Here is a 20,076-nt window from a genome sequence, read left to right as displayed (position 1 = left end):
GATCGAAGCAAATAGTTATCCCTTATAGTCTTCGCTTTTTTCAATCCCAAAATTCCAAAATCCGTAAATCAGTAAATCAAAAAATCATTCGCTGCTGTCTTCGCTTTTTTCAATCCCAAAATTCCAAAATCCGTACATCAGTAAATCAAAAAATCTCCTGCTGTTGCTGATTTCGGAAGATGACCAATTTGATAGGTCTGTCACCTCCCCGGCTATACGCTTTTTGCAGATCCCCCACATTTTGTACAATTGTCTCTCCTGCCTTTAAGATCACATCGCCGGCCTGTAGACGGTACGGGAATTTCTCCGGCACGCTGACGATGAATACCCCATTGTTGTCCGGTAGCCCGGCAGCGGAGCGCTCTCCCAGGGTTTCAATATTTTTTACGCGGGCGCCCAGCCAGTTGATTTCGGAGGTGCCCAACAGGCGCTGCTGCGCCAGTACAGGCAACGGCGCTTTCTTCGCCAGCGCGCGCAGTGCGGGCGATACTACCCCGAAGTTGTCCATGGGGAAATTGTTAAACAGGATACGTCCTGCCGGTGAACCGGCTTTTACCCGGTAATCGCCGGCGATCGGATTCACAAATCCAGGGTCACCTGCCAGGGAACGTTTATCCGTTTCCGTAGGAAGCGCGGTTTTGTCGGGGAAAAGGTTGTTGTCTATCTCATCGCCCCAGAAGCGGATACCAATAGGTTTGTAGCTGGCTGTTACAATATTATGCCGGAAGATGTCGTGGCTGTTGTTAAACCATACATGCGGATGGAAGGAGTTGTTGAGGATTACGTTGTTCTCTACTGTCCTGTAAAAACCTTCCCGCAATTTAAGACCACCGTTGAGGCATACATTGTTGTAGATGTAGTAATTGGAGGAGCCATCGTCCAGGTCTATGTCCCAGCCATGATCGCAGCGGAAGCGGTTGTCATGCAGTTTATTGGTATAAATGGCGTCCAGCAGTATCAGCTCCGGATGGGCGGCTGCGAGGCTGTCCATCGCTTTGCGGTGGGGATGCCAGTAACGGTCCCGCCCCCAGGAGTTAAAGGCGCCGTGGTCGCCTGTTTCCAACACAGTGTTAAACACATCGTTATACGCAATCTCATGTCCGCCCCAGGTACCTTCACTCACGTTGATACCGGCGCGGGGTACGTCGTAAATGGTGTTGTGCAGCACACTGATATTCATGGCCATGGACAACTGTATACCGGCGGTTTGTTTTTCGATGGTACCGGTACGGTATATCAGGTTGTTGTAAGCAGTGCAGGAATCCGGATAGTGGCTGGTTTTAGGTCCCGCTACGGTATCTATGGCCGCCAGCGCCTGCGATGCATTGTATTCAAACAGGGGAGAGCGTACGGCATCAGGGTTACCAACAAAACAAATACCGCTGCCACCGGCATCGTGGATATGACAGCCACTGATCACAGCGTGACGGTTATAGTTGCTCACAAATACCACGTTGCCGCCGTTGTGGTCAAACACACAATCCTGTATGGTACAGTGTTCGGTACCGTCCAGCAGGAGGGTACCGCCGCGATAGATGGTCCAGTCGCTGCGCAGCAACGGTTCCCGTGTATCCATAAACGTGGGAGCGGTGTGCGCAAAACGCAGTCCGCTGATGGTCACGTTTCGTACCGGTTTGTCGGCACTGCCTTTCAGGGCAATCACCTGCGGCAGGCGGGAAACTACTACCAGGGCTTTTTTTAGCCGGGTGCCGGGCACGGGTTTATAATACAATGTTTTATGCGGCTGGTCGTAATACCATTCCCGGGTGGTGTCCAGCTCTTCAAAAATATTCTCCACGAAACGATGGATGGCATGCATGCCCATCTGCCGGTTATTCTGATAGCCGCCTTCCAGTTGCAGGGTATAATCCGGGTTTACCCCGGTAATACGATAGTGATAACCGCCCCATTCTCCTTTATGCAGGGCGTGTATATAACCGCCTTGTGGATGTTGCCATGTTTTCACACGTTCGGGACCGATCGCATCGGCGGCGCTGCCGTTATAATGCCGGGCGCTGCTATCGTAATTGGGATACCGTGCCCGCACCTGCTGCTCGTCGTTAACGTATAACTGGTCAAAGGTGTAGGGCAGGTCCAGCGAGGCCTTATAAACGCCATTTTTCCAGCGCCGCCATTTTACTTTTACGGCCCGGCCTCCGCTGAGGGTAACGTTGTCGCCTATACGCGCAGGCATAAAAATGATGCTCCCTTTGCCATTCGTCAGCTCCGGCGTGATGACCAGCGTAGTATCGAAATAATAGGTCCCCGGTTCCTGGAACACGACGGCCAGGGTTTTATCCGGGTACTGCTGCCGTTTCTCCCGGAGGGATTGTTGCAGCTCAGCCGTGGCATATACGCCACCAGCGCGGAGCGGCACAAAAACGGTGTCGGAAGAAGGGCGGTCCTGGGCCCTGGCAGACAGGGCGCCCGTCAGGACTGTTACCAGGAACGCATATAGGCGGATTGTTTTCATCGCTCACATATTAAAGAAACGCTAATATACGGCGTTGATTCAAAGAGTCTCATGCTATTTTAACAGTTAATAACCTTATCTTCTGCTAAAAATGCAGGAAATTTATACGTAATATGACATAATTTCCGGAAAACAACATTGGTGTAGGGTTTGTTACTACAAAAACACGTTTGTAAATCACAGAAAAAGGAGAAAACAATTATTGTATGAATTTGAACAATTTCACTATAAAATCGCAGGAAATACTGCAAAAAGCACAACAACTGGCATTCAATAATCAGAACCAGGCCATCGAAACAGGGCATATATTAAAAGCCCTGCTGGAAGATAACGATAGCCCGGTAGAATACCTGCTGAAAAAGAATGCGGTCAATACCGGGTTGCTCAATACTAAACTCAATGAGCAACTGCAGAAGTACCCTAAAATGGTGGGTGGCGAAGCCGGACAGGTACTCAGCCGTGATGCTAACAACACGTTACTGCGTGCAGGCGCTACCATTAAGGAGTTTAAAGATGAGTTTGTAAGCGTGGAGCATCTGCTGCTGGCCCTGCTGGGTGGTAGCGATGATACCTCTAAACTGCTGAAAGATGCCGGTCTCACGGAGAAAGGCCTGAAAGCAGCCATCAAGGAATTACGTAAGGGCGAAACCGTTAACTCTCAAACCGGTGGTACCCAATTCAATACTTTACAGAAATACGCCAAAAACCTGAATGAGCTGGCCCGTGAAGGCAAGCTGGACCCGGTAATCGGCCGCGATGAGGAAATCCGCAGAACACTGCATATCCTCTCCCGCAGATCTAAAAACAACCCGATACTGGTAGGGGAACCCGGTGTAGGTAAAACCGCTATCGTAGAAGGACTGGCACACCGTATCCTCAATGGAGACGTGCCGGAAAACCTGAAATCAAAAACCATTTACGGCCTGGACATGGGCGCACTCATGGCCGGCGCCAAATACCGTGGTGAGTTTGAGGAAAGACTGAAAGCAGTGGTCAAGGAAGTAACAGACAGCGACGGGGAAATCATCCTCTTTATTGATGAAATCCACACGCTGATTGGCGCAGGCGCCATGGAAGGCGCTATGGACGCTGCCAATATCCTGAAACCAGCCCTGGCCCGTGGTGAGCTCCGTGCTATCGGCGCTACCACCCTCAATGAATACCAGAAATATTTTGAAAAAGATAAGGCGCTGGAACGCCGCTTCCAGAAGGTCCTGGTAGACGAACCCAGCGTGGAAGATGCAATCTCCATCCTCCGCGGCCTGAAAGAAAGGTACGAAAGCCATCACCACGTGCTCATTAAAGACGATGCGATCATCGCAGCGGTAGAACTTTCTCACCGCTATATCACAGACCGTTTCCTGCCCGATAAGGCGATCGACCTGATCGACGAAAGCGCTGCTAAACTGCGCCTGGAAATGAACTCCATGCCGGAAGAACTGGATGAACTGGAAAGAAGGATCCGTCAGCTCGAAATCGAAAAAGAAGCGATCAAAAGAGAAAATGATGAAGATAAACTCCGGGAACTGAGTGAAGAAATAGCCCGTCTCAGCGAAGAACGGAATACGTTCAAAGCGAAATGGCAGGCGGAAAAAGAAGTAGTTGATAAAATCCAGGCCGCTAAAGGCGCCATCGAAAACCTGAAGCTGGAAGCGGAACAGGCGGAGCGTAACGGCGACTTCGGCCGCGTAGCGGAAATACGTTACGGTAAGATCAAGGAACAGGAACAACAGGTACAGGAACTCACGGAAGAATTAAATACAATATCCGCTCACAATAAACGTCTTCTTAAAGAGGAAGTCGATGCGGAAGATATCGCAGAGAATGTAGCCAAAGCTACCGGTATCCCGGTTGCTAAAATGATGCAGAGCGAAAAAGATAAATTACTGCACCTGGAAGAAGAACTGCATCGCCGCGTAGTAGGACAGGAAGAAGCCATCATCGCTGTATCCGACGCTATCCGCCGTAGCCGCGCCGGTCTGCAGGACCCGCGCCGCCCTATCGGTTCATTCATCTTCCTCGGTACTACCGGGGTAGGTAAAACAGAGCTGGCCAAAGCCCTGGCGGAATACCTGTTCGATGATGACCAGATGATGACCCGCATCGATATGAGTGAATACCAGGAGAAACACTCCGTAAGCCGCCTGGTGGGCGCGCCTCCGGGTTATGTGGGATATGATGAAGGTGGACAGCTGACCGAAGCGGTACGTCGTAAACCATATTCCGTAGTGCTGCTCGATGAAATCGAAAAAGCACACCCGGACACTTTTAACATTTTGTTGCAGGTACTCGACGATGGCCGTCTTACAGACAATAAAGGCCGCGTGGTGAACTTCAAAAACACCATTATCATCATGACCAGCAACATGGGCAGTCACATCATCCAGGAAAATTTTGAAAACATTAACGAAACAAACCGCGAGGAAATCGTTGATAAAACCAAGGAAGAAGTGATGACACTGTTGCGGACCACCATCCGGCCCGAGTTTCTTAACAGGGTGGATGAAGTGATCATGTTCCAGCCACTCATGAGAGATGAAATTAAAGGAATAATTAACATTCAGTTGGAGCAACTGAAGGACATGGTGGCGAAAAATGGCATGATATTGGAATTTTCTGACTATGCGCTGGAATATCTTTCTGTACAGGGTTACGATCCGCAGTTTGGCGCAAGGCCACTGAAAAGATTAATACAGAAAGAAATCATCAACCTGCTCAGTAAAAAAATACTCGCAGGAGACATTGATAAATCCAAGCCCGTGCTGATCGATGTGTTCGATGGCGTGGTAGTGATCAGAAACAAATAATTATAACGAGCAATTCTAAATACGACGATACATAGTTAACGATAAGCCCCGCGATTCTTCGCGGGGTTTTTTTATGCCTTCTTTTCGGTAAATTTGATTGAATCAATATTGTAGTGTTATGATAGGCGAAAGAGAACGGAAATTTATGCAATACGCGATAGCGTTGTCCCGCAGGGGAATGGAACAGGGCGATGGCGGCCCCTTCGGATCTATCGTTGTCAAAGGGGAGGAAATTGTGGGAGAAGGATGGAATCAGGTCTTATGTGAAAATGATCCTACTGCTCATGCGGAAGTGATGGCTATCCGCAATGCCTGTAAGAAATTGGGTACTTTCCAGCTTACAGACTGCGAAATCTACACCTCCTGCGAACCCTGCCCCATGTGCCTGGGCGCTATCTATTGGGCACGGCCGGCAAAGGTGTATTATGCCAACACCAAGGAAGATGCCGCCGCTATTAACTTCGACGATTCTTTTATTTACCGCGAGATTGAACTGCCGCATGAGGCAAAAAAAATCCCGCTGATTGAACTGCGGGATGAAGATGCGTTGAAAGTATTCAGGGAGTGGAAACAGATGAATAATAAAACCCTGTATTAATTTTTCTATTTTTTTATTTAGTTATTTAATTATTGATGGATTCCATTATTCATTCAATAACTAAATAATCAAATAAAAAAATAGCTAGTGTTTTACCGCAAAATGATATCCCCAGAACAGCGCCAGTAACAGGAACAGGATACAGAGGATCACCACGGCGAGGGATATATAATTTTCTGTTTTCCTGCGGGTGCGGTATTTTTTCCTTAACTTCTTCAGTAGGTCCCACTTCATTTCACTGATCCACCCTGGAATTTTCTCCTTGTCTTTGATATTGGACAGGCCTTCCAGCGCTTCACTGCAAAATTCACAATCCATCAGGTGCATTTCCACTTCGTGTTGTTCTTCGGAAGACAGCTTGCCCTGCACATAGTCCAGTAGCTGCTGTTGGGAAGGACAGCCCGTAGCGACAAATATATCATTGAAATGCTTGTTCATATCAGTATTGATGCAAATTAACGCTTGTTTGCGCGTTGTTGTTTTTCCAGTATTAGTTTGAGATTACGTTTTCCGTTCTGGATATAGCTTTTTACCTGCAACAGGCTGAAACCTGTTTGGTCGGCTATTTCCTGGTAGGATTTTTTTTGCAGATAGAAACGCTCTACACAGATTTTCTGTTCCGGGTTCAGGTAATTGAGGGCTTGCTCCATATCCTGCAACAGTAAGTCCTTTTCCTCGTGTACCCGTTTCTCTTCCGGATCTGCAGCCAGTTCCCCGGCATGTTTATCGGTAATCTCCTCGCGGTATTTCCCATGATGTTGCCGCAACTGCATCAGGCAATAGTTTTTGGCAACCTGGTATATCCAGGCACGAAAAAACTGTATCTCATGTTTGTTGACGTCAGACAACACCTTGAGAAAGATCTGTTGCACGGCATCGCGCGCGTCTTCTTCATTTTTCAGGTATTTCATGCACATACCCAGTAGTAGCAGGGCATAGCGGTCAAAAAGCACACCTATCCATTCACTGTTTTGATCAGTTTTGAACCGTTGCAGTAACTCCTGGTCTGTCAGTTGTTGTATCGCTGGATTATTCACAGGCTAAAAAGAATGCTGTCTGTTAGATGCAGACAGCCAAAGTTTCCATAAAATTACGAATTACGAATTACGAATTACGAATTACGAATTTTAAGGGTTTACCCAACAGTGCGTTTACTTAGTAACCGCTGCGGGAAGCAGTCCCCCAAAATTCGTAATTGATTACATGCTATCGAGTGCCTGTTGTGCATTGACTTTCAGGTTACCGTCCATGCGGATTACTTCGCGGAAGGCCCGGCGGGCTTTACCCATTTGCCCTTTGCTGCGGTAGCAGATAGCCAGCTGATAAGTGGCCATTTCCGCGTATTTACCGGAGCTGTTGGAGGCAATCCGTTTGTAGCGGTCAATTGCTTCACCGAGGTTACCTTGTTGCTGGTAAACCATCGCGGCTTTATAGAGGTATTCATCGCTGTTGATGGGTTCACCCACGGGAGCGGTTTCTTTTTTGGGCGGAGGGGCCGGCTCCTTCGTTTCCTGTTTGGGTTCAGGTGCTGGCTCCGTTTTTTTGCTGTTATCGGAGTCTTTATCCTTGTCTTTTTCTTTTACTTTCTTGAGAGAATCCTGTTGTTTTTGCAGGAGCTGGGCTTTACGGATACTATCTGCCGCCTGTTTCCTTTGCTGGGCTTTCAGCGCGGCTGCTTTCGCTTTGGCGATGGAGTCGGCGGGTGACAGGTGTGGTGCTGCCGGTGGATTGGGGGGAGCAGTGGTAGCGCCTGGTTTACCGGCTGGTGTAGCAGCAGCAGGCGCAGTAGTGACCGGTTTAGCCGCTGTGGTAGCTGGCGGCTGTGCTGTCACAACCGGTTGATTGGTGCTTTCTGTGGCCGTAGCCGGTGCTGTGCCTGAATCGGTGGCAGGGGGCAGGGTAGCGGCTACCCGTGGCGGCGGCGGTGGCGGCTGATTGCGGATATGCCCGCGTAATACGTACACGCTGGCCACGCCGATAGCGATGAAAGCGATCAGCCAGAAGTATACCAGCAGGCTCTCTTTGGTTTTTTCCTTTTTGGTATACTGGGCTACCTTATGGACATGCGAAACCGGTTGTATACTATCCTGTATATAACGCTGGAGCTTTCCGGTCAAATCCTGGTACCGCTCGTTACCGCTTTCCTGTTCCAGGGCCTGTAGGGCGCCAAAGCACAGATCGCAGTCGGTCAGGTGTTGTTCCACCAGGTGTTTTTCAATGTCTGTCAGTCGCCCTTCCATATATCGGGGCAGCTGGTCTTTGCTGAGACAACGGATGCCGGAAAATACCTTTAAAATTTTTTCATTGTTTGGCTTACTACTAAACATAACCCTGATTCATATATAGCTTGGCAAGTTTTCCTTTGGCTGCTTTCAACTGATCTCTGAGTTTTTCACGTGTTGTTCCCCTGGCAGCGGTCAAATCGGCAAAGCTTTTATTATCAATATAGAACTCTGTTATCAATGCACGGTCTTCGGCATTCATCCGTCCGAGGGCCTGTTCCAGCCTTACGGCCAGGTCCTGGCGGTCAATAATATTGGTACCTGCTTTTTCTACTTTGTTCTCAATATGCAACAGGTCCCTGCCATCCCGTGACGGGTAGAATGGAATATTTTTGTCAGGATGAGTGAAATATCCCTGCTGTATATGTAAGATCCATTCGTTGGCTTTGTAGATGGTTTGGGTTTTTACGCTGGCGCTCAGCCGTTGCAACAGGGTGGGGAATACGATGTTGGGGTCGGGCTTCGGGGCTTTATCCAGATAGGGTAGTGTAATGGCCACCAGTAAATGACTGTACCGGTCCATCAATACACCTTCTGCTTCCCGGTCTTGTTTCCGGGCGCGGGATATCAGTTCCTTATCTGATAAATTGGTTAACTGTTGATGCATAAACTTATTACTCTATATTTACGTATAAAAGCGGAAAAAGTTCATTCAGACGCGAGAATATTGAATTAAAAAACGGATTTATACAATTTATATGCCATACGCGATCGTTGTAGTGCCTGTAGCGCCTCTCAGGGCTACCGCCGCACACAGAAGTGAGATGATCTCCCAGTTGCTCTGGGGCGAAGGAGTGGAAATCATCAACACGGCCCCCGACGGCTGGGTGGAGGTGGTTAACCAATACGATGGTTACACCGGCTGGGCTTCCCTGTCCCACCTGGAAGAGGTGCCGGAAGAAACCTGGCTGGCTCCCGCTACCCATTATCTGCCGGAATGGTCCAATGAGGTACTGCTCAACGGCCAACGGATGGTGGTGCCTTTTGGTTGCCTCCTGAAAGGGTATACCAACCTTTCCGCAAAATGGGGAAATGTACAGGTCGCCCTGGAAGAGAAACCCACCATATTACCGCCAACAGGCAGCCCGGTTAATACCAGACATTTGCTGGCAGATGCCATGAAATTCCTGAATACGGCTTATCTATGGGGTGGCAGGAATGTCTTTGGGGTGGATTGCTCCGGTTTTGTACAAAATGTATTTAAGCTGTCCGGTATTCCGTTGCTCCGGGATGCGTCCCAACAAGCTACTCAAGGCACTACGGTCGACTTTCTCCAGGAAGCCAGGCTGGGGGACCTCGCATTTTTTGATAACCCGGAAGGACGAATTACACATGTCGGGCTGTTACTCAATGATCATGAGATCATCCACTCTTCGGGTAAAGTAAGGATCGATCCAATCGATAACCAGGGTATCATTAATGCTGACACAAACGTCAGAACACATCAGTTGCGGATTATCAAACGCTTCTTCTAAGATACATTGATTTTCGATTTTTTGATTTTCGAATTTAGTGGACGACCAGTAAAATTCCAAAATCAAAAAATCGAAAATCAAAAAATGCTTTATCTAGCTTTGTTTAAAGATCTTTCTGTAGTCTTCAAAGCTCTGGTTAATAATCTTCTCTGCTTTTTCCTTGTTCTGGAACTCTTCCACGATCACGGATTTTTTCTCCAGACGCTTGTATTCTTCAAAGAAGTGTCTCATTTCGTCGATAAAATGAGGAGGCAATTCAGAAATATCGTTGATGTGGTTTACACTCATATCGTTGGCAGCTACGGCGATGATTTTATCGTCCGCTTCACCACCGTCCACCATCTGCATCACACCAATTACTTTGGCTTCGATGATACACATCGGTACGCATTCTACCTGAGACAGTACGAGAATATCCAGCGGATCATGGTCATCGCAGTAAGACTGTGGAATGAAGCCATAGTTAGCGGGGTAATATACAGAGGAATATAAAACGCGGTCCAGCTTCAGCAGGCCGCTTTCTTTGTCCAGTTCATATTTGGCACGGCATCCCTTTGGAATCTCGATAATGGCATTTACAACGTGTGGAACCTCAGTTCCGGGGCTCACACTGTGCCAGGGATTTGTCATCATAATAATCTACTTTTCTGCTTTTAAGGTTTATTGTTCAATATTGTATTAGTGTTTGAAAAGTGAATATGCTATTCACCTCACTTTTCATGAAGATATGGTCAGAATTTCCGGTGTTGGCCTTTGGAAATCAATTACCCTGCCCTCCATTCATGCAAAGGCAAAATTAAGATAACTGATCATTAATAGCTAAAAATTATCCCTTTCTTACTCAAAAAAGCGCAGGAGAAGGCAAAAATCATTTAACTGCAGGAACTGCCACGCCCCCGGCTGTAGTGTCCGAAGGCAGTATTGAGGTGGAGTCCAGGCCCTGGCTGGCCGGTGGAATATAATTAGGTATGATACTTTCAAATGTCAGGGAAATCTTCCATTGGCCTCCTTCCTGTACCAATTGAAGGATTTCTTTTTGATTGGCCGAGGAATTTTGGATGGTTACAGATGCAGTACTACCGTTTTCTTCTACACCTACTACTTCAATTTTCGCTTTCCGGATCTTTTCGCGCTCTGCATCGCTGCGGCGACCGTCAAAAATGGAGTAAATCTGTATTACCTGTTGAGACTCTTTGGTGGCGTAATCTCTTGCCTGGTCGAAGTTCGAATCCTGTATAGCGTGCATAAATGATAGCGCTACCTCCTGAGGGGTGGCCCGTTTCTTACAGCTGCTTAACAGCATCATTCCCATCACTGCCAGTGTCAGAATTCGACGATAATTGGTCATGCGGTCGATAATTATTGTATCAGAACAAAAATAGGGTTAAACATTCAAATCTGCAAAGTACTATCACCGCAATACTGAATCACAGGCTTCCGAACTGAATTATCCCCTTAAAAAAACAGGTAACTTACTGCAAAGACCGTTAAAAAAGCGTTAATATTCAGAAATTTTTTTATTTGGCTATTTTAAAATTTAATGGTCTGCTACGAGACTATAATTTTTAAAATAGCCAAATAAAAAAATTTCTACATTATTCTTTGTCTTTATCTCCCTCGTAAGCCCGGATGATAGCCTTCACCAGGCGGTGACGTACCACGTCTTCTTCATCCAGCTCCACAGAACCGATGCCATCGATGTTACGCAGAATACGGTTGGCTTTTTCAAGCCCCGATTTCTGGTTCTTTGGTAAGTCGATCTGGGTAAGGTCGCCGGTAATGATGGCTTTCGCAGAGGCGCCAATACGGGTCAGGAACATTTTGAGCTGCAGGTCGGTGGCGTTCTGGGCTTCGTCCAGGATAATAAAGGAATTGTCCAGGGTACGGCCACGCATATAAGCCAGTGGGGCTATTTCTATAACCCGGTTGGTCATATAATAACTCAGCTTCTCCGCAGGGATCATATCGTCCAGCGCGTCGTATAATGGCCGCAGATAAGGATCAATCTTTTCTTTCAGATCGCCGGGCAGGAAACCAAGGCTTTCACCTGCTTCCACCGCCGGACGGGTCAGAATGATTTTTTTTACAGCTTTGTTTTTTAATGCACGTACTGCCAACGCTACTGCTGTGTAGGTTTTACCCGTACCTGCAGGTCCAATGGCAAATACAATGTCATTCTTATCCGCCAGTGCTACCATCTTTTTCTGGTTGGCAGTACGGGCCCGCACTGTACGGGCATTCGGACCAAATACCAGCACCTCGTTGGGGTTACGGTCGCTGAAATGATCTACTACCGTGCCCTCTTCGTCTCCAAGAATCTGCTCAAAGTAATTCTCCGTCAGATTACCATTACGCTCGAGATATTTGACGATTTGACTGATTTTTTCCTCCGCAGTGGCCACTTCTTCCGGCGCCCCACTCAATTTTAACTGGGTACCCCTGGACAGGATCTTCAACAGCGGGAATTTTTTCTTCAGCAAATCCAGTTTTCCGTTGTTAACACCGAAAAACTCAATGGGATTAATACTATCTAAGTTAATAATGGATTCAGTCAATGATTCAATGATTTAAAGTCCAGGAAAATATTCGACAATTCTTACTCCGAATATATGAATTTAAAGGCAACCTGGAGAGCAGTATTGTTAAGCTATCACTAAATTCTGTAACCATTTTGCTTAAATGCTTCCACTTTCGCAGCAATAGCGTCGTTGGTCAGTGCAAACATACGCGCAGCTAATACCGCAGCATTACGGGCGCCTGCTTTACCTACTGCCAAAGTACCTACCGGTACGCCTGAAGGCATCTGAACAATGGAATACAATGCATCTATACCGCCAGGTAAACCGCCTTCCAACGGAACACCCAATACCGGTAAGGAAGTGAAAGCAGATACTACGCCCGGCAAGTGTGCTGCCATGCCGGCTGCCGCAATTACTACACCGAAACCTTTCTCCTTCGCGGTGATACACAACTCACGTACCTGCTCCGGATTACGATGCGCAGAAGCTACTACCATTTCACCTTCAATGCCAAAGTATTGGAGATATTTTTGTGATTCCTCCATTACTGGTTTGTCACTCTCGGATCCCATGATAATCAGAACTTTCATTAATTGATGTTTTATTTTATGTGAAAATTAGTTTATTTGTAGCCCAGCGCTGACTGGAAATGAATGCGAAGATATTGATCAAACAACAAAATCTGAAAACTGAAAATCCACAACTGGTGGATAATTCCTTGTGAAACAGGTACTACCACTAAAGAAAGATGACCCGAAAACGGGAAAACAACAACGAAAAGTGTACCTTTTATTGTTGTGATAGCGCTTTTTTGTTATATAATGTCTATTTTGAGCTTAAATACACAACGACTTTACAATCCCGCTAGTAATTAAATGAAGGATGTTATGCTGGAACAGCATTACCGGCATCTGCAGCACCTGGAGGCTGCCATCAATGCCTGCGCATTGTCTGTGAATATAGATGCCGCTGAATGCATTACTACCCTGAACCCTGGTATGGCCAGCGCCTTGCAGCTACTGCCGGAAATGGCCACCGGCCGCTATTTCAGGGAACTGCTCTTGCCCGCCGATGAAGCACAGTGGGCCCGGATCTGGCAACAACTGCTGGCCGGAGACGCTGTACAGGAACAAATCTGTTTTCTGTTGCACGGGAAAACCCAACTGTGGCTGGAAGCGGCTATCCACCCTTCTACAGGCCCCGATGGCCTCCGGCAATGCCTGCTCATCGGCCTCGATATCACCAACCGTAAACTGCCCGAACTCCGGGTCATGGAAGATGAACAATACTTCCGCCAAATACTGGAAAATCTCCCTATAGGCCTGCAACAGTTCGAACCTGATGGTACCTGTGTGGAAATGAACAGCCGCCAACGCCAGATATGGGGCGCCGACCACGCTTTCCTCTCCAACCCGGCATATAAGTGGCTGGAAGATCCGTTCTATCGCCTCAATGGCCTCGCCCGCATGTTTGAGGAAGCCCGCGATACCGGCAAAACACTGAAACGGGAAATCCTGCTCAACTACGCGGAAAAAAACTACGGCAACGTTACCCGCCTGTTCCCGCTGTATTACGAGGCTACCGTCTTTCCGGTGACAGACCGCCAAAGCAGAATGTCCAACTACTTCCTCATCCTCGATGATATCACGGAGAAAAAAGTAGCGGAAATCAGCCTCCAGAAAAGTGAGCGGCTACTCGACAATATCATCGAAAACCTGCCTATCGGCTATATACAATTCGATAACTTCGGCTTTATCCGCCGCATCAATCAAACACAACGCTTTTTCTTTAACTCCCCGCATCCTACGGCCCGCCGCAATTTCAACGTGATGAACGATGAATTGTCGACCCGCTTTGAACTGGACAAACTATTCCTCCAGGCACTGGAACAAGGTCAAACCCTCCGCGTGGAAAAGAAAATCGATTTCAGTAACGATGAACGCTGGACTACTGTGGGCCGTGAAGTATACCTCGATCTGACGGTGTTCCCGGTAATTGAACCGGTAGACAAGGAAATGATCGTGGTGGCCCTGGTAAACGATATCACGGATAAAAAAATGCAGGAACTGGAAAATATCAAAAACCAGGAATTCCTGCAGCAAACAGGTGAAATCGGAAAAATCGGCGGATGGGAAATGGACCTCGAAACGGAAACGGTACGCTGGTCCCATGAGGCCTATAAAATACACGATTGTGAACCAGGCATGGCCATCAATTATGAAAAGGCTATGAGCTTCTTTACGCCCGAATCACAGCAAATGCTGGTGGGCATGGTCAAACAGTGTATTGAAACAGGCAAACCATTTGATGCGGAACTTACCCTGGTTTCCGCTAAACAACAAACCAAAAGGGTTCGCTCCATCGGCCAGCCCGGATACGCTAACGGCAAACGGACACGCATATTCGGCGTTATACAGGACGTTACCGAACAATCGGCCATCGAAGAGGCGCTAACCCGCAACACGGAGCTGATGAGCCTTTTCTTTGATACGGTGGATATGGGTTATGCAGCTATGGAACAGGATGGTAAACTGAATTTCCTCAACCAGAAGGCGGAAAAAATGATCGGCCAGAAAGTGGAAAGAGGCAGTAATATCTTCGAAGTGTTCCCCCGCCTGTCCGGTACCGTATTCTATGCCCGGCTCCAGGAATGTATACAACTACAGCAATCACAGTCCTTCGGCATTTATTTCCCCAAACAGGACAAGTGGTACGACTTCCTGCTCACACCCATGCAGGACGGTGGTATATCGGTCTTCATGCGCGATATCACGGAAAGCCGCAAAATGCAGAAAGAGCTGCGCAAAGCAAATGACCAGTTGTCTAACCTGAATAAAAACCTGGTCAACCAGAACAAACAACTGGAAGACTTTGCCCATATTACCTCTCATAACCTGCGTGCGCCGATTGCCAACCTGCGTGCCCTGATGCAAATGCATAATGAAGCGTCTTCGCAACAGGAAAGGGAATTATACCTGGGCATGTTGCATGAAGTGATCAAAAAAATAGATGAAACCCTCAACGACCTGGTGGAGGTAGTGCAGATCCGGAAAGATGTGAATGTGGAAAAAGAAAAACTGCTGTTCGCCGACCGGGTACAAAAAGTGAAGGATATCCTGCTGGTGGATATTGAAACCAGTAATATCAGGATTACGTACAATTTTGATCAGGCGCCGCAAATAGAGTATCCGCGGGTGTATCTCGACAGTATCCTGCAAAACTTCATTACCAACGCTATCCGCTACCGCTCACCGGAAAGGGAGCCGGAACTGCATCTGCAAACCTGGCGGGAAAATGATAATATTGTACTAACGGTGCAGGATAATGGTATGGGTATCGATATGGAACGGTTTGGAAACAAACTGTTTGGCTTTCGAAAAACTTTCCACCGTAATAAGGATGCCAAAGGTATCGGCTTATTCATTACCAAGACACAGGTAGAGGCAATGGGTGGAAGTATCAAGGCAGAAAGCTCACCGGGACATGGAACCAAATTTATTATTACATTTAGGCCGGAATAATCCCTTTTATGAAGCTGATCAATATGATTTTTATAGTAGACGACGACCCTATTCACCAGCAAATTGCTAAAATCATGATAGAACGGCAGGGGATAAGCAGCAATATAAGGGTGTTTTCAGACGCGCAGGATGTGCTGGACCATATCCGGCAGTATGCAGATAAGGAGGACGAACTGCCCGACCTTATTCTGCTGGACCTCAACATGCCGATTATGGATGGCTGGGAATTCCTGGATGAATACAGCGTTTTTCACGAGCAGCTGCCCAAACCGATCCGTATTTTTGTACTGACTTCTTCTATCGATGAGAAAGACAAAGAACGCGTCCGTCACTACCCGGTGGTAAATGGTTACCTTACCAAACCCCTGTCCAAAGAGATTATAGCGCACCTTGCTTAAGTGCGGCAATTGTTTTTTCAGGGTCTGCCGAGCCAAAGATCGCGCTGCCTGCCACCAGCACATTGGCGCCTGCCTGTACCAGTTGAGCCGCATTTCCGGTATCAATGCCGCCATCTACTTCTATCAGGGCGGTAGCCTGGGCGTCTTTAATCAGCTGACGTACCTGTTTTATTTTCTGGTAGGTTTGTTCGATAAAGGTCTGCCCGCCGAAACCCGGATTCACACTCATAACCAACACTACATCAATATCGCGGATCACGTTTTCCAGCACTACCACCGGCGTATGTGGATTGAGCGCCACCCCCGCTTTCATACCCAGACTTTTAATCTGCTGAATATTACGATGCAGGTGTACGCATGCTTCTGCATGTACGGTGAGAATATCTGCACCGGCTTTCTTAAATTCTGCGGCGTACTTCTCCGGCTCCTCTATCATCAGATGAACATCGCAGGGCTTGCGTGCCAGCTTTTTGATCTGTGCAATCACCGGCAGTCCATAGCTGATATTCGGCACAAAGCGGCCATCCATTACATCCAGGTGAAACCAGTCAGCCTCGCTGCGGTTAACCATTTCCACTTCTTTCCCCAGTTCCAGGAAATTAGCCGCCAGCAAAGACGGCGCTATCATTACAGGCGCGTTTTCCAATAGCAATCAGTTTTATATAAATGTAAGCAATGCCCGGGACATTCACATTAGCGGCTCAACCGTTGTATGGCTTCCCTGGCTTCTTTATAATCTTTACGGAAAGTGGAGGCTTTCGTATAATCTGCCAGTGCTTCCTGTTTGTTGCCCAGCTCTTCCTGGCAACGGGCGCGGTTAAAATAGGCGAGCGCGCTGGAGGGCGCTGATTTGGCGGCCAGGTTGTATGCTTCGTAAGCGTCTTTCCATTGTTTCCGCGCGCTGTAAATCCTGCCCATCGCCAAATAAGCCTCCGCAAATCCCGGATCAGCCACAATACATTTGCGGTAGGTATTCATGGCTGCGTCGGTGTTGCCCATTTCTTCCTGTACTTGTCCGGCATCGTAGAGCGGCGCCGCGTTGAGGGTGTCCTGGCGCCAGGCTTGTGTATAATACTGCACGGCTTCCGGTGTTTTACGTGCCCGCAGTAAATCGGCCAGTTCCATCACGGCTTCAAATTCTGCGCGAGGGCCGGCAGCTGCAACAGCGGTTTTTAAATGCGCAATAGCTGCGGTGGTGTCCTGCCGGTCCTCCGCCATGCGTGCTTTCAGGTAAAAAGCCTTGTCCTTTCCGTCGGCACTGCCGGCCAGTACGTTGGCCAGGCTATCTGCCTGCACGGTATGTTTGTTCTCTACCATAGCTGTTGCCAGCTTGTATTGCAGGTACGTATAGGTAGGAGCGTTAGCCAGCGCTTTGCTGAAATAAAGTTCCGCTTTGTCGTAGTGGTTTTCCAGCAAGGCGGCTTCTCCGGCGCCGGCCCAGTAGTCGGGATTGCCCGGTTTCAGGGTAGCTGCCTTTTCAAAATCCAGGCGCGCCAGGGCGGGATTGGTGTTGAATAACAGCAAGGCCCGGCGATAGTACAACGCGTCCTGATCAGGATACTGTTGAATAGAATCGGTCACCGGCCGGATGATATCACTATACAGCGCGGAGTCTGCACTGGTTTGCTGTTCAGGCTTTTTATGGTCGTTGTTGCAGGCCACGACGCCCGCCATGACCACCAGGATAGGTAAATACTTCATACGCCGCCAAAACTAAGCAATCCTTAGCGCATTAACCACTTTTTGAAAACGTCGTAGTCGGCCGCCAGTAAGGTGGCCTCTTTTTCTTTACCGTATAAAGACATCACCCGGGGCGGTGTATAGATAACATCCTGCAACGCTTTGGGGGCGGTGTCCTCAAACTTCACCGGGTGGGCGGTTTCCAGGAATACGCCGGTTAAATCCGGTACGCCGGCCAGGTATTTTTGTAAGCCCAGGTATCCAACGGCTCCATGAGGGTCCAGCATATAGTGATGTTCTTTCCATACCTGTTCCATCGTGCGCACGGTATCTTTATCATTAAAGGAATAGGCGGTGAACTTTTCTTTCAGGGAGGGCAGGTTGTTGCCGAATAACTGCAATACCCGTACGAAATTGCTGGGATCGGCTACGTCCATGGCGTTGGATAGAGTGGGCACAGCTTTGCCCGGCTCATACTGGCCGTTTTGCATAAACCGGGGTACGGTATCATTGATATTGGTGGCGGCTACAAAATGGGATACCGGTAAACCGATGGCGGCGGCCATCATACCGGCGCAGATATTACCGAAATTGCCGCTGGGCACCGCAAACACCAGCCGGGGATGGGCGGCTTTCATTTGTTTGTAGGCCAGGAAATAATAAAACATCTGCGGCAGCCAGCGGGCTACGTTGATGGAATTGGCGGAGGTGAGCTGGCGGTGCGACTGGATATCTGCATCCAGGAAAGCGGTTTTCACCATACGCTGGCAGTCATCGAAGGTTCCCTGTATTTCCAGGGCGTGGATATTACCGCCCAGGGTAGTCAACTGTTTTTCCTGCAGGGTACTCACTTTTTTGGAAGGGTAGAGGATCACCACATCAACACCGGGAACGTTATAAAAACCGCTGGCCACGGCGCCGCCGGTATCGCCGGAAGTGGCTACCAGTACGGTAACGGGGCGGGTACTGCCTCGACGGAAATAACCCAGGCAACCCGCCATAAAACGGGCGCCCACGTCTTTAAACGCCAGGGTAGGGCCGTGGAATAGCTCCAGTGCGTAGGTATGTCCGGTTACTTTCTGTATCGGAAAAGGAAAATGCAGCGTATCGTTTACAATCTGCTTCAGGGCTGCTTCGGGGATCTCCTCACCGATAAACGGGCGGATCACTTCGTACCCAATCTGCTGGTCCGTATAGGTGTGCAGGTGAGTAATGAAATCCGGGTCCAGTGCAGGGATCCGCTCCGGGAAGTATAATCCTTTATCGGGCGCGATCCCTTGTACAACGGCGGTTTCGAAAGATGCTTTGTGCTGTGGATCTTGTAAACTGTAATACTGCATGCGAAGTAGATTGGAAAAAAAAATTAGTCAATGATTTTAACGCCGGCGGTGTTGATGCGGGACACGTATATTTTATAGTCCACTCCCAGTGGCGCATATACGCTGTTCATGGTTTCGGCTACCTGGCGGGCATTAGCCTCGCCTTTGCTGAGCATGAATACAGACGGACCGGAGCCGGAAATACCGCCACCCAGGGCGCCGGCTTCCTTGCATTTAAGTTTCAGTTCCTGGAAAGCGGGGATGAGAATAGAACGCACCGGTTCTACGATCACATCTTCCAGTGAACGGCTGATCAGGTCATAGTCTTCCTGGTACAGTGCGGCTACCATGGCGCCTACGTTGCCCCACTGGCGGATAGCATCTGTCATCAGTACTTTCTGTTTCAGTATCTCACGGGCATCGGAAGTTTTGACTTCTATCTGCGGATGGATAACGGTCACCCATAGTTCTCCCGGTGTGTGCAGCGTGGTAATATCCAGCGGGCGATAACTGCGTACCAGTGTAAAACCGCCCAGGATGGCGGGCGCCACGTTGTCGGCATGGGCGGAGCCGCAGGCCAGTCGTTCTCCTTCCATGGCGAAACGCACCAGCTGTTTTTTGGTAAACGGCTCCCCTAACAGGTGATTGGCGGCTACAACGGCGCCGGCGCTGCTGGCCGCGCTGGAACCGATACCGCTGCCGGGATGTATATGTTTGAAGATTTCAATCTCTATACCGATATCGGGGCGTTCGTATTTTTGGAGCAGGGCTTGTACCGCTACACTGGCTACATTTTTAGCCGGGTCGGTGGGCAGGTCGGCGCCATGTACGGCGCTGATGCGGATCCCCGGTTGATTGCTCAGGCGCAGGATCATTTCATCGCCGGGAGCGTCCATCGCCAGACCGATAACATCAAACCCACAGGCGACATTAGCCACAGTGCCGGGGGCAAAAACTTTAATACTTTCCATATAAACGGGTTGCGGTCATTAATTTAATCATTT

Annotated in this window: 18 protein-coding genes; 5 read left to right on the top strand and 13 right to left on the bottom strand. The window is 48.6% G+C overall.

Features of this window, described 5'->3' with window-relative positions:
- Window positions 1-145: 145 nt before the first annotated feature.
- A complete protein-coding gene (locus ICL07_RS04750) occupies window positions 146-2,473 on the bottom strand; it encodes a PDZ domain-containing protein (RefSeq protein ID WP_188086781.1) in 2,328 nt (775 codons plus the stop codon).
- A 206-nt stretch (window positions 2,474-2,679) separates the two neighbouring features.
- Between ICL07_RS04750 and clpB the strand changes: the two genes are divergently transcribed.
- Together clpB and ICL07_RS04740 are read left to right on the top strand one after the other, a co-directional pair.
- A complete protein-coding gene (clpB, locus tag ICL07_RS04745; protein WP_188086780.1) occupies window positions 2,680-5,280 on the top strand; it encodes an ATP-dependent chaperone ClpB in 2,601 nt (866 codons plus the stop codon).
- 118 nt (window positions 5,281-5,398) lie between these two features.
- Window positions 5,399-5,878, top strand: a complete 480-nt coding sequence (locus tag ICL07_RS04740; protein WP_188086779.1) for a nucleoside deaminase — start codon at window positions 5,399-5,401, stop codon at window positions 5,876-5,878.
- 84 nt (window positions 5,879-5,962) lie between these two features.
- Here ICL07_RS04740 and ICL07_RS04735 read toward each other — a convergent pair whose 3' ends face one another.
- The 4 genes from ICL07_RS04735 to ICL07_RS04720 all read right to left on the bottom strand — a co-directional run bounded on the left by ICL07_RS04735 (window position 5,963) and on the right by ICL07_RS04720 (window position 8,767).
- Complete coding sequence (locus tag ICL07_RS04735) at window positions 5,963-6,316, bottom strand: anti-sigma factor family protein (RefSeq protein ID WP_188086778.1); 354 nt, start codon at window positions 6,314-6,316, stop codon at window positions 5,963-5,965.
- 17 nt (window positions 6,317-6,333) lie between these two features.
- On the bottom strand, window positions 6,334-6,915 hold the full coding sequence (locus ICL07_RS04730) for a sigma-70 family RNA polymerase sigma factor (RefSeq protein WP_188086777.1): 582 nt from the start codon (window positions 6,913-6,915) through the stop codon (window positions 6,334-6,336).
- A gap of 162 nt (window positions 6,916-7,077) precedes the next feature.
- A complete protein-coding gene (locus ICL07_RS04725) occupies window positions 7,078-8,205 on the bottom strand; it encodes a tetratricopeptide repeat protein (protein ID WP_188086776.1) in 1,128 nt (375 codons plus the stop codon).
- A complete protein-coding gene (locus ICL07_RS04720) occupies window positions 8,198-8,767 on the bottom strand; it encodes a sigma-70 family RNA polymerase sigma factor (RefSeq protein ID WP_188086775.1) in 570 nt (189 codons plus the stop codon). Before ICL07_RS04720 ends, ICL07_RS04725 begins: the two co-directional genes overlap by 8 nt.
- Window positions 8,768-8,858: 91 nt before the next feature.
- Here ICL07_RS04720 and ICL07_RS04715 point away from each other — a divergent pair, with 91 nt between their 5' ends.
- Complete coding sequence (locus tag ICL07_RS04715; protein ID WP_223151749.1) at window positions 8,859-9,635, top strand: C40 family peptidase; 777 nt, start codon at window positions 8,859-8,861, stop codon at window positions 9,633-9,635.
- Between the two features lie 93 nt (window positions 9,636-9,728).
- On the opposite strand, the gene ICL07_RS04710 is transcribed toward ICL07_RS04715, so the two are convergent.
- The 4 genes from ICL07_RS04710 to purE form a co-directional block, all read right to left on the bottom strand.
- Entirely contained in the window at window positions 9,729-10,268 is a 540-nt protein-coding gene (locus ICL07_RS04710; RefSeq protein ID WP_223151748.1) for an inorganic diphosphatase, read from the bottom strand.
- Between the two features lie 235 nt (window positions 10,269-10,503).
- Complete coding sequence (locus ICL07_RS04705; protein ID WP_188086774.1) at window positions 10,504-10,983, bottom strand: DUF4878 domain-containing protein; 480 nt, start codon at window positions 10,981-10,983, stop codon at window positions 10,504-10,506.
- A gap of 247 nt (window positions 10,984-11,230) precedes the next feature.
- On the bottom strand, window positions 11,231-12,190 hold the full coding sequence (locus tag ICL07_RS04700) for a PhoH family protein (RefSeq protein WP_188086773.1): 960 nt from the start codon (window positions 12,188-12,190) through the stop codon (window positions 11,231-11,233).
- Between the two features lie 98 nt (window positions 12,191-12,288).
- Entirely contained in the window at window positions 12,289-12,744 is a 456-nt protein-coding gene (gene purE, locus ICL07_RS04695; RefSeq protein ID WP_188086772.1) for a 5-(carboxyamino)imidazole ribonucleotide mutase, read from the bottom strand.
- A gap of 285 nt (window positions 12,745-13,029) precedes the next feature.
- Between purE and ICL07_RS04690 the strand changes: the two genes are divergently transcribed.
- Both ICL07_RS04690 and ICL07_RS04685 read left to right on the top strand, forming a co-directional pair.
- Complete coding sequence (locus ICL07_RS04690) at window positions 13,030-15,675, top strand: PAS domain S-box protein (protein ID WP_188086771.1); 2,646 nt, start codon at window positions 13,030-13,032, stop codon at window positions 15,673-15,675.
- Window positions 15,676-15,683: 8 nt separating this feature from the next.
- Window positions 15,684-16,073, top strand: a complete 390-nt coding sequence (locus ICL07_RS04685; RefSeq protein WP_188086770.1) for a response regulator — start codon at window positions 15,684-15,686, stop codon at window positions 16,071-16,073.
- Here the strand turns inward: ICL07_RS04685 and rpe are convergent.
- The 4 genes from rpe to ICL07_RS04665 are packed head-to-tail and all read right to left on the bottom strand — an operon-like array spanning window position 16,054 to window position 20,043.
- A complete protein-coding gene (gene rpe / locus ICL07_RS04680) occupies window positions 16,054-16,719 on the bottom strand; it encodes a ribulose-phosphate 3-epimerase (protein ID WP_281389423.1) in 666 nt (221 codons plus the stop codon). The genes ICL07_RS04685 and rpe overlap by 20 nt on opposite strands.
- A gap of 47 nt (window positions 16,720-16,766) precedes the next feature.
- A complete protein-coding gene (locus ICL07_RS04675; protein WP_188086769.1) occupies window positions 16,767-17,774 on the bottom strand; it encodes a tetratricopeptide repeat protein in 1,008 nt (335 codons plus the stop codon).
- 23 nt (window positions 17,775-17,797) lie between these two features.
- Entirely contained in the window at window positions 17,798-19,093 is a 1,296-nt protein-coding gene (thrC, locus tag ICL07_RS04670; protein ID WP_188086768.1) for a threonine synthase, read from the bottom strand.
- Window positions 19,094-19,116: 23 nt separating this feature from the next.
- On the bottom strand, window positions 19,117-20,043 hold the full coding sequence (locus tag ICL07_RS04665; protein WP_188086767.1) for a homoserine kinase: 927 nt from the start codon (window positions 20,041-20,043) through the stop codon (window positions 19,117-19,119).
- Window positions 20,044-20,076: the final 33 nt, after the last annotated feature.

This window comes from Chitinophaga qingshengii, assembly GCF_014529935.1.
Classification (GTDB): domain Bacteria; phylum Bacteroidota; class Bacteroidia; order Chitinophagales; family Chitinophagaceae; genus Chitinophaga; species Chitinophaga qingshengii.
This window is presented reverse-complemented; position numbering and strand designations above follow the sequence as displayed.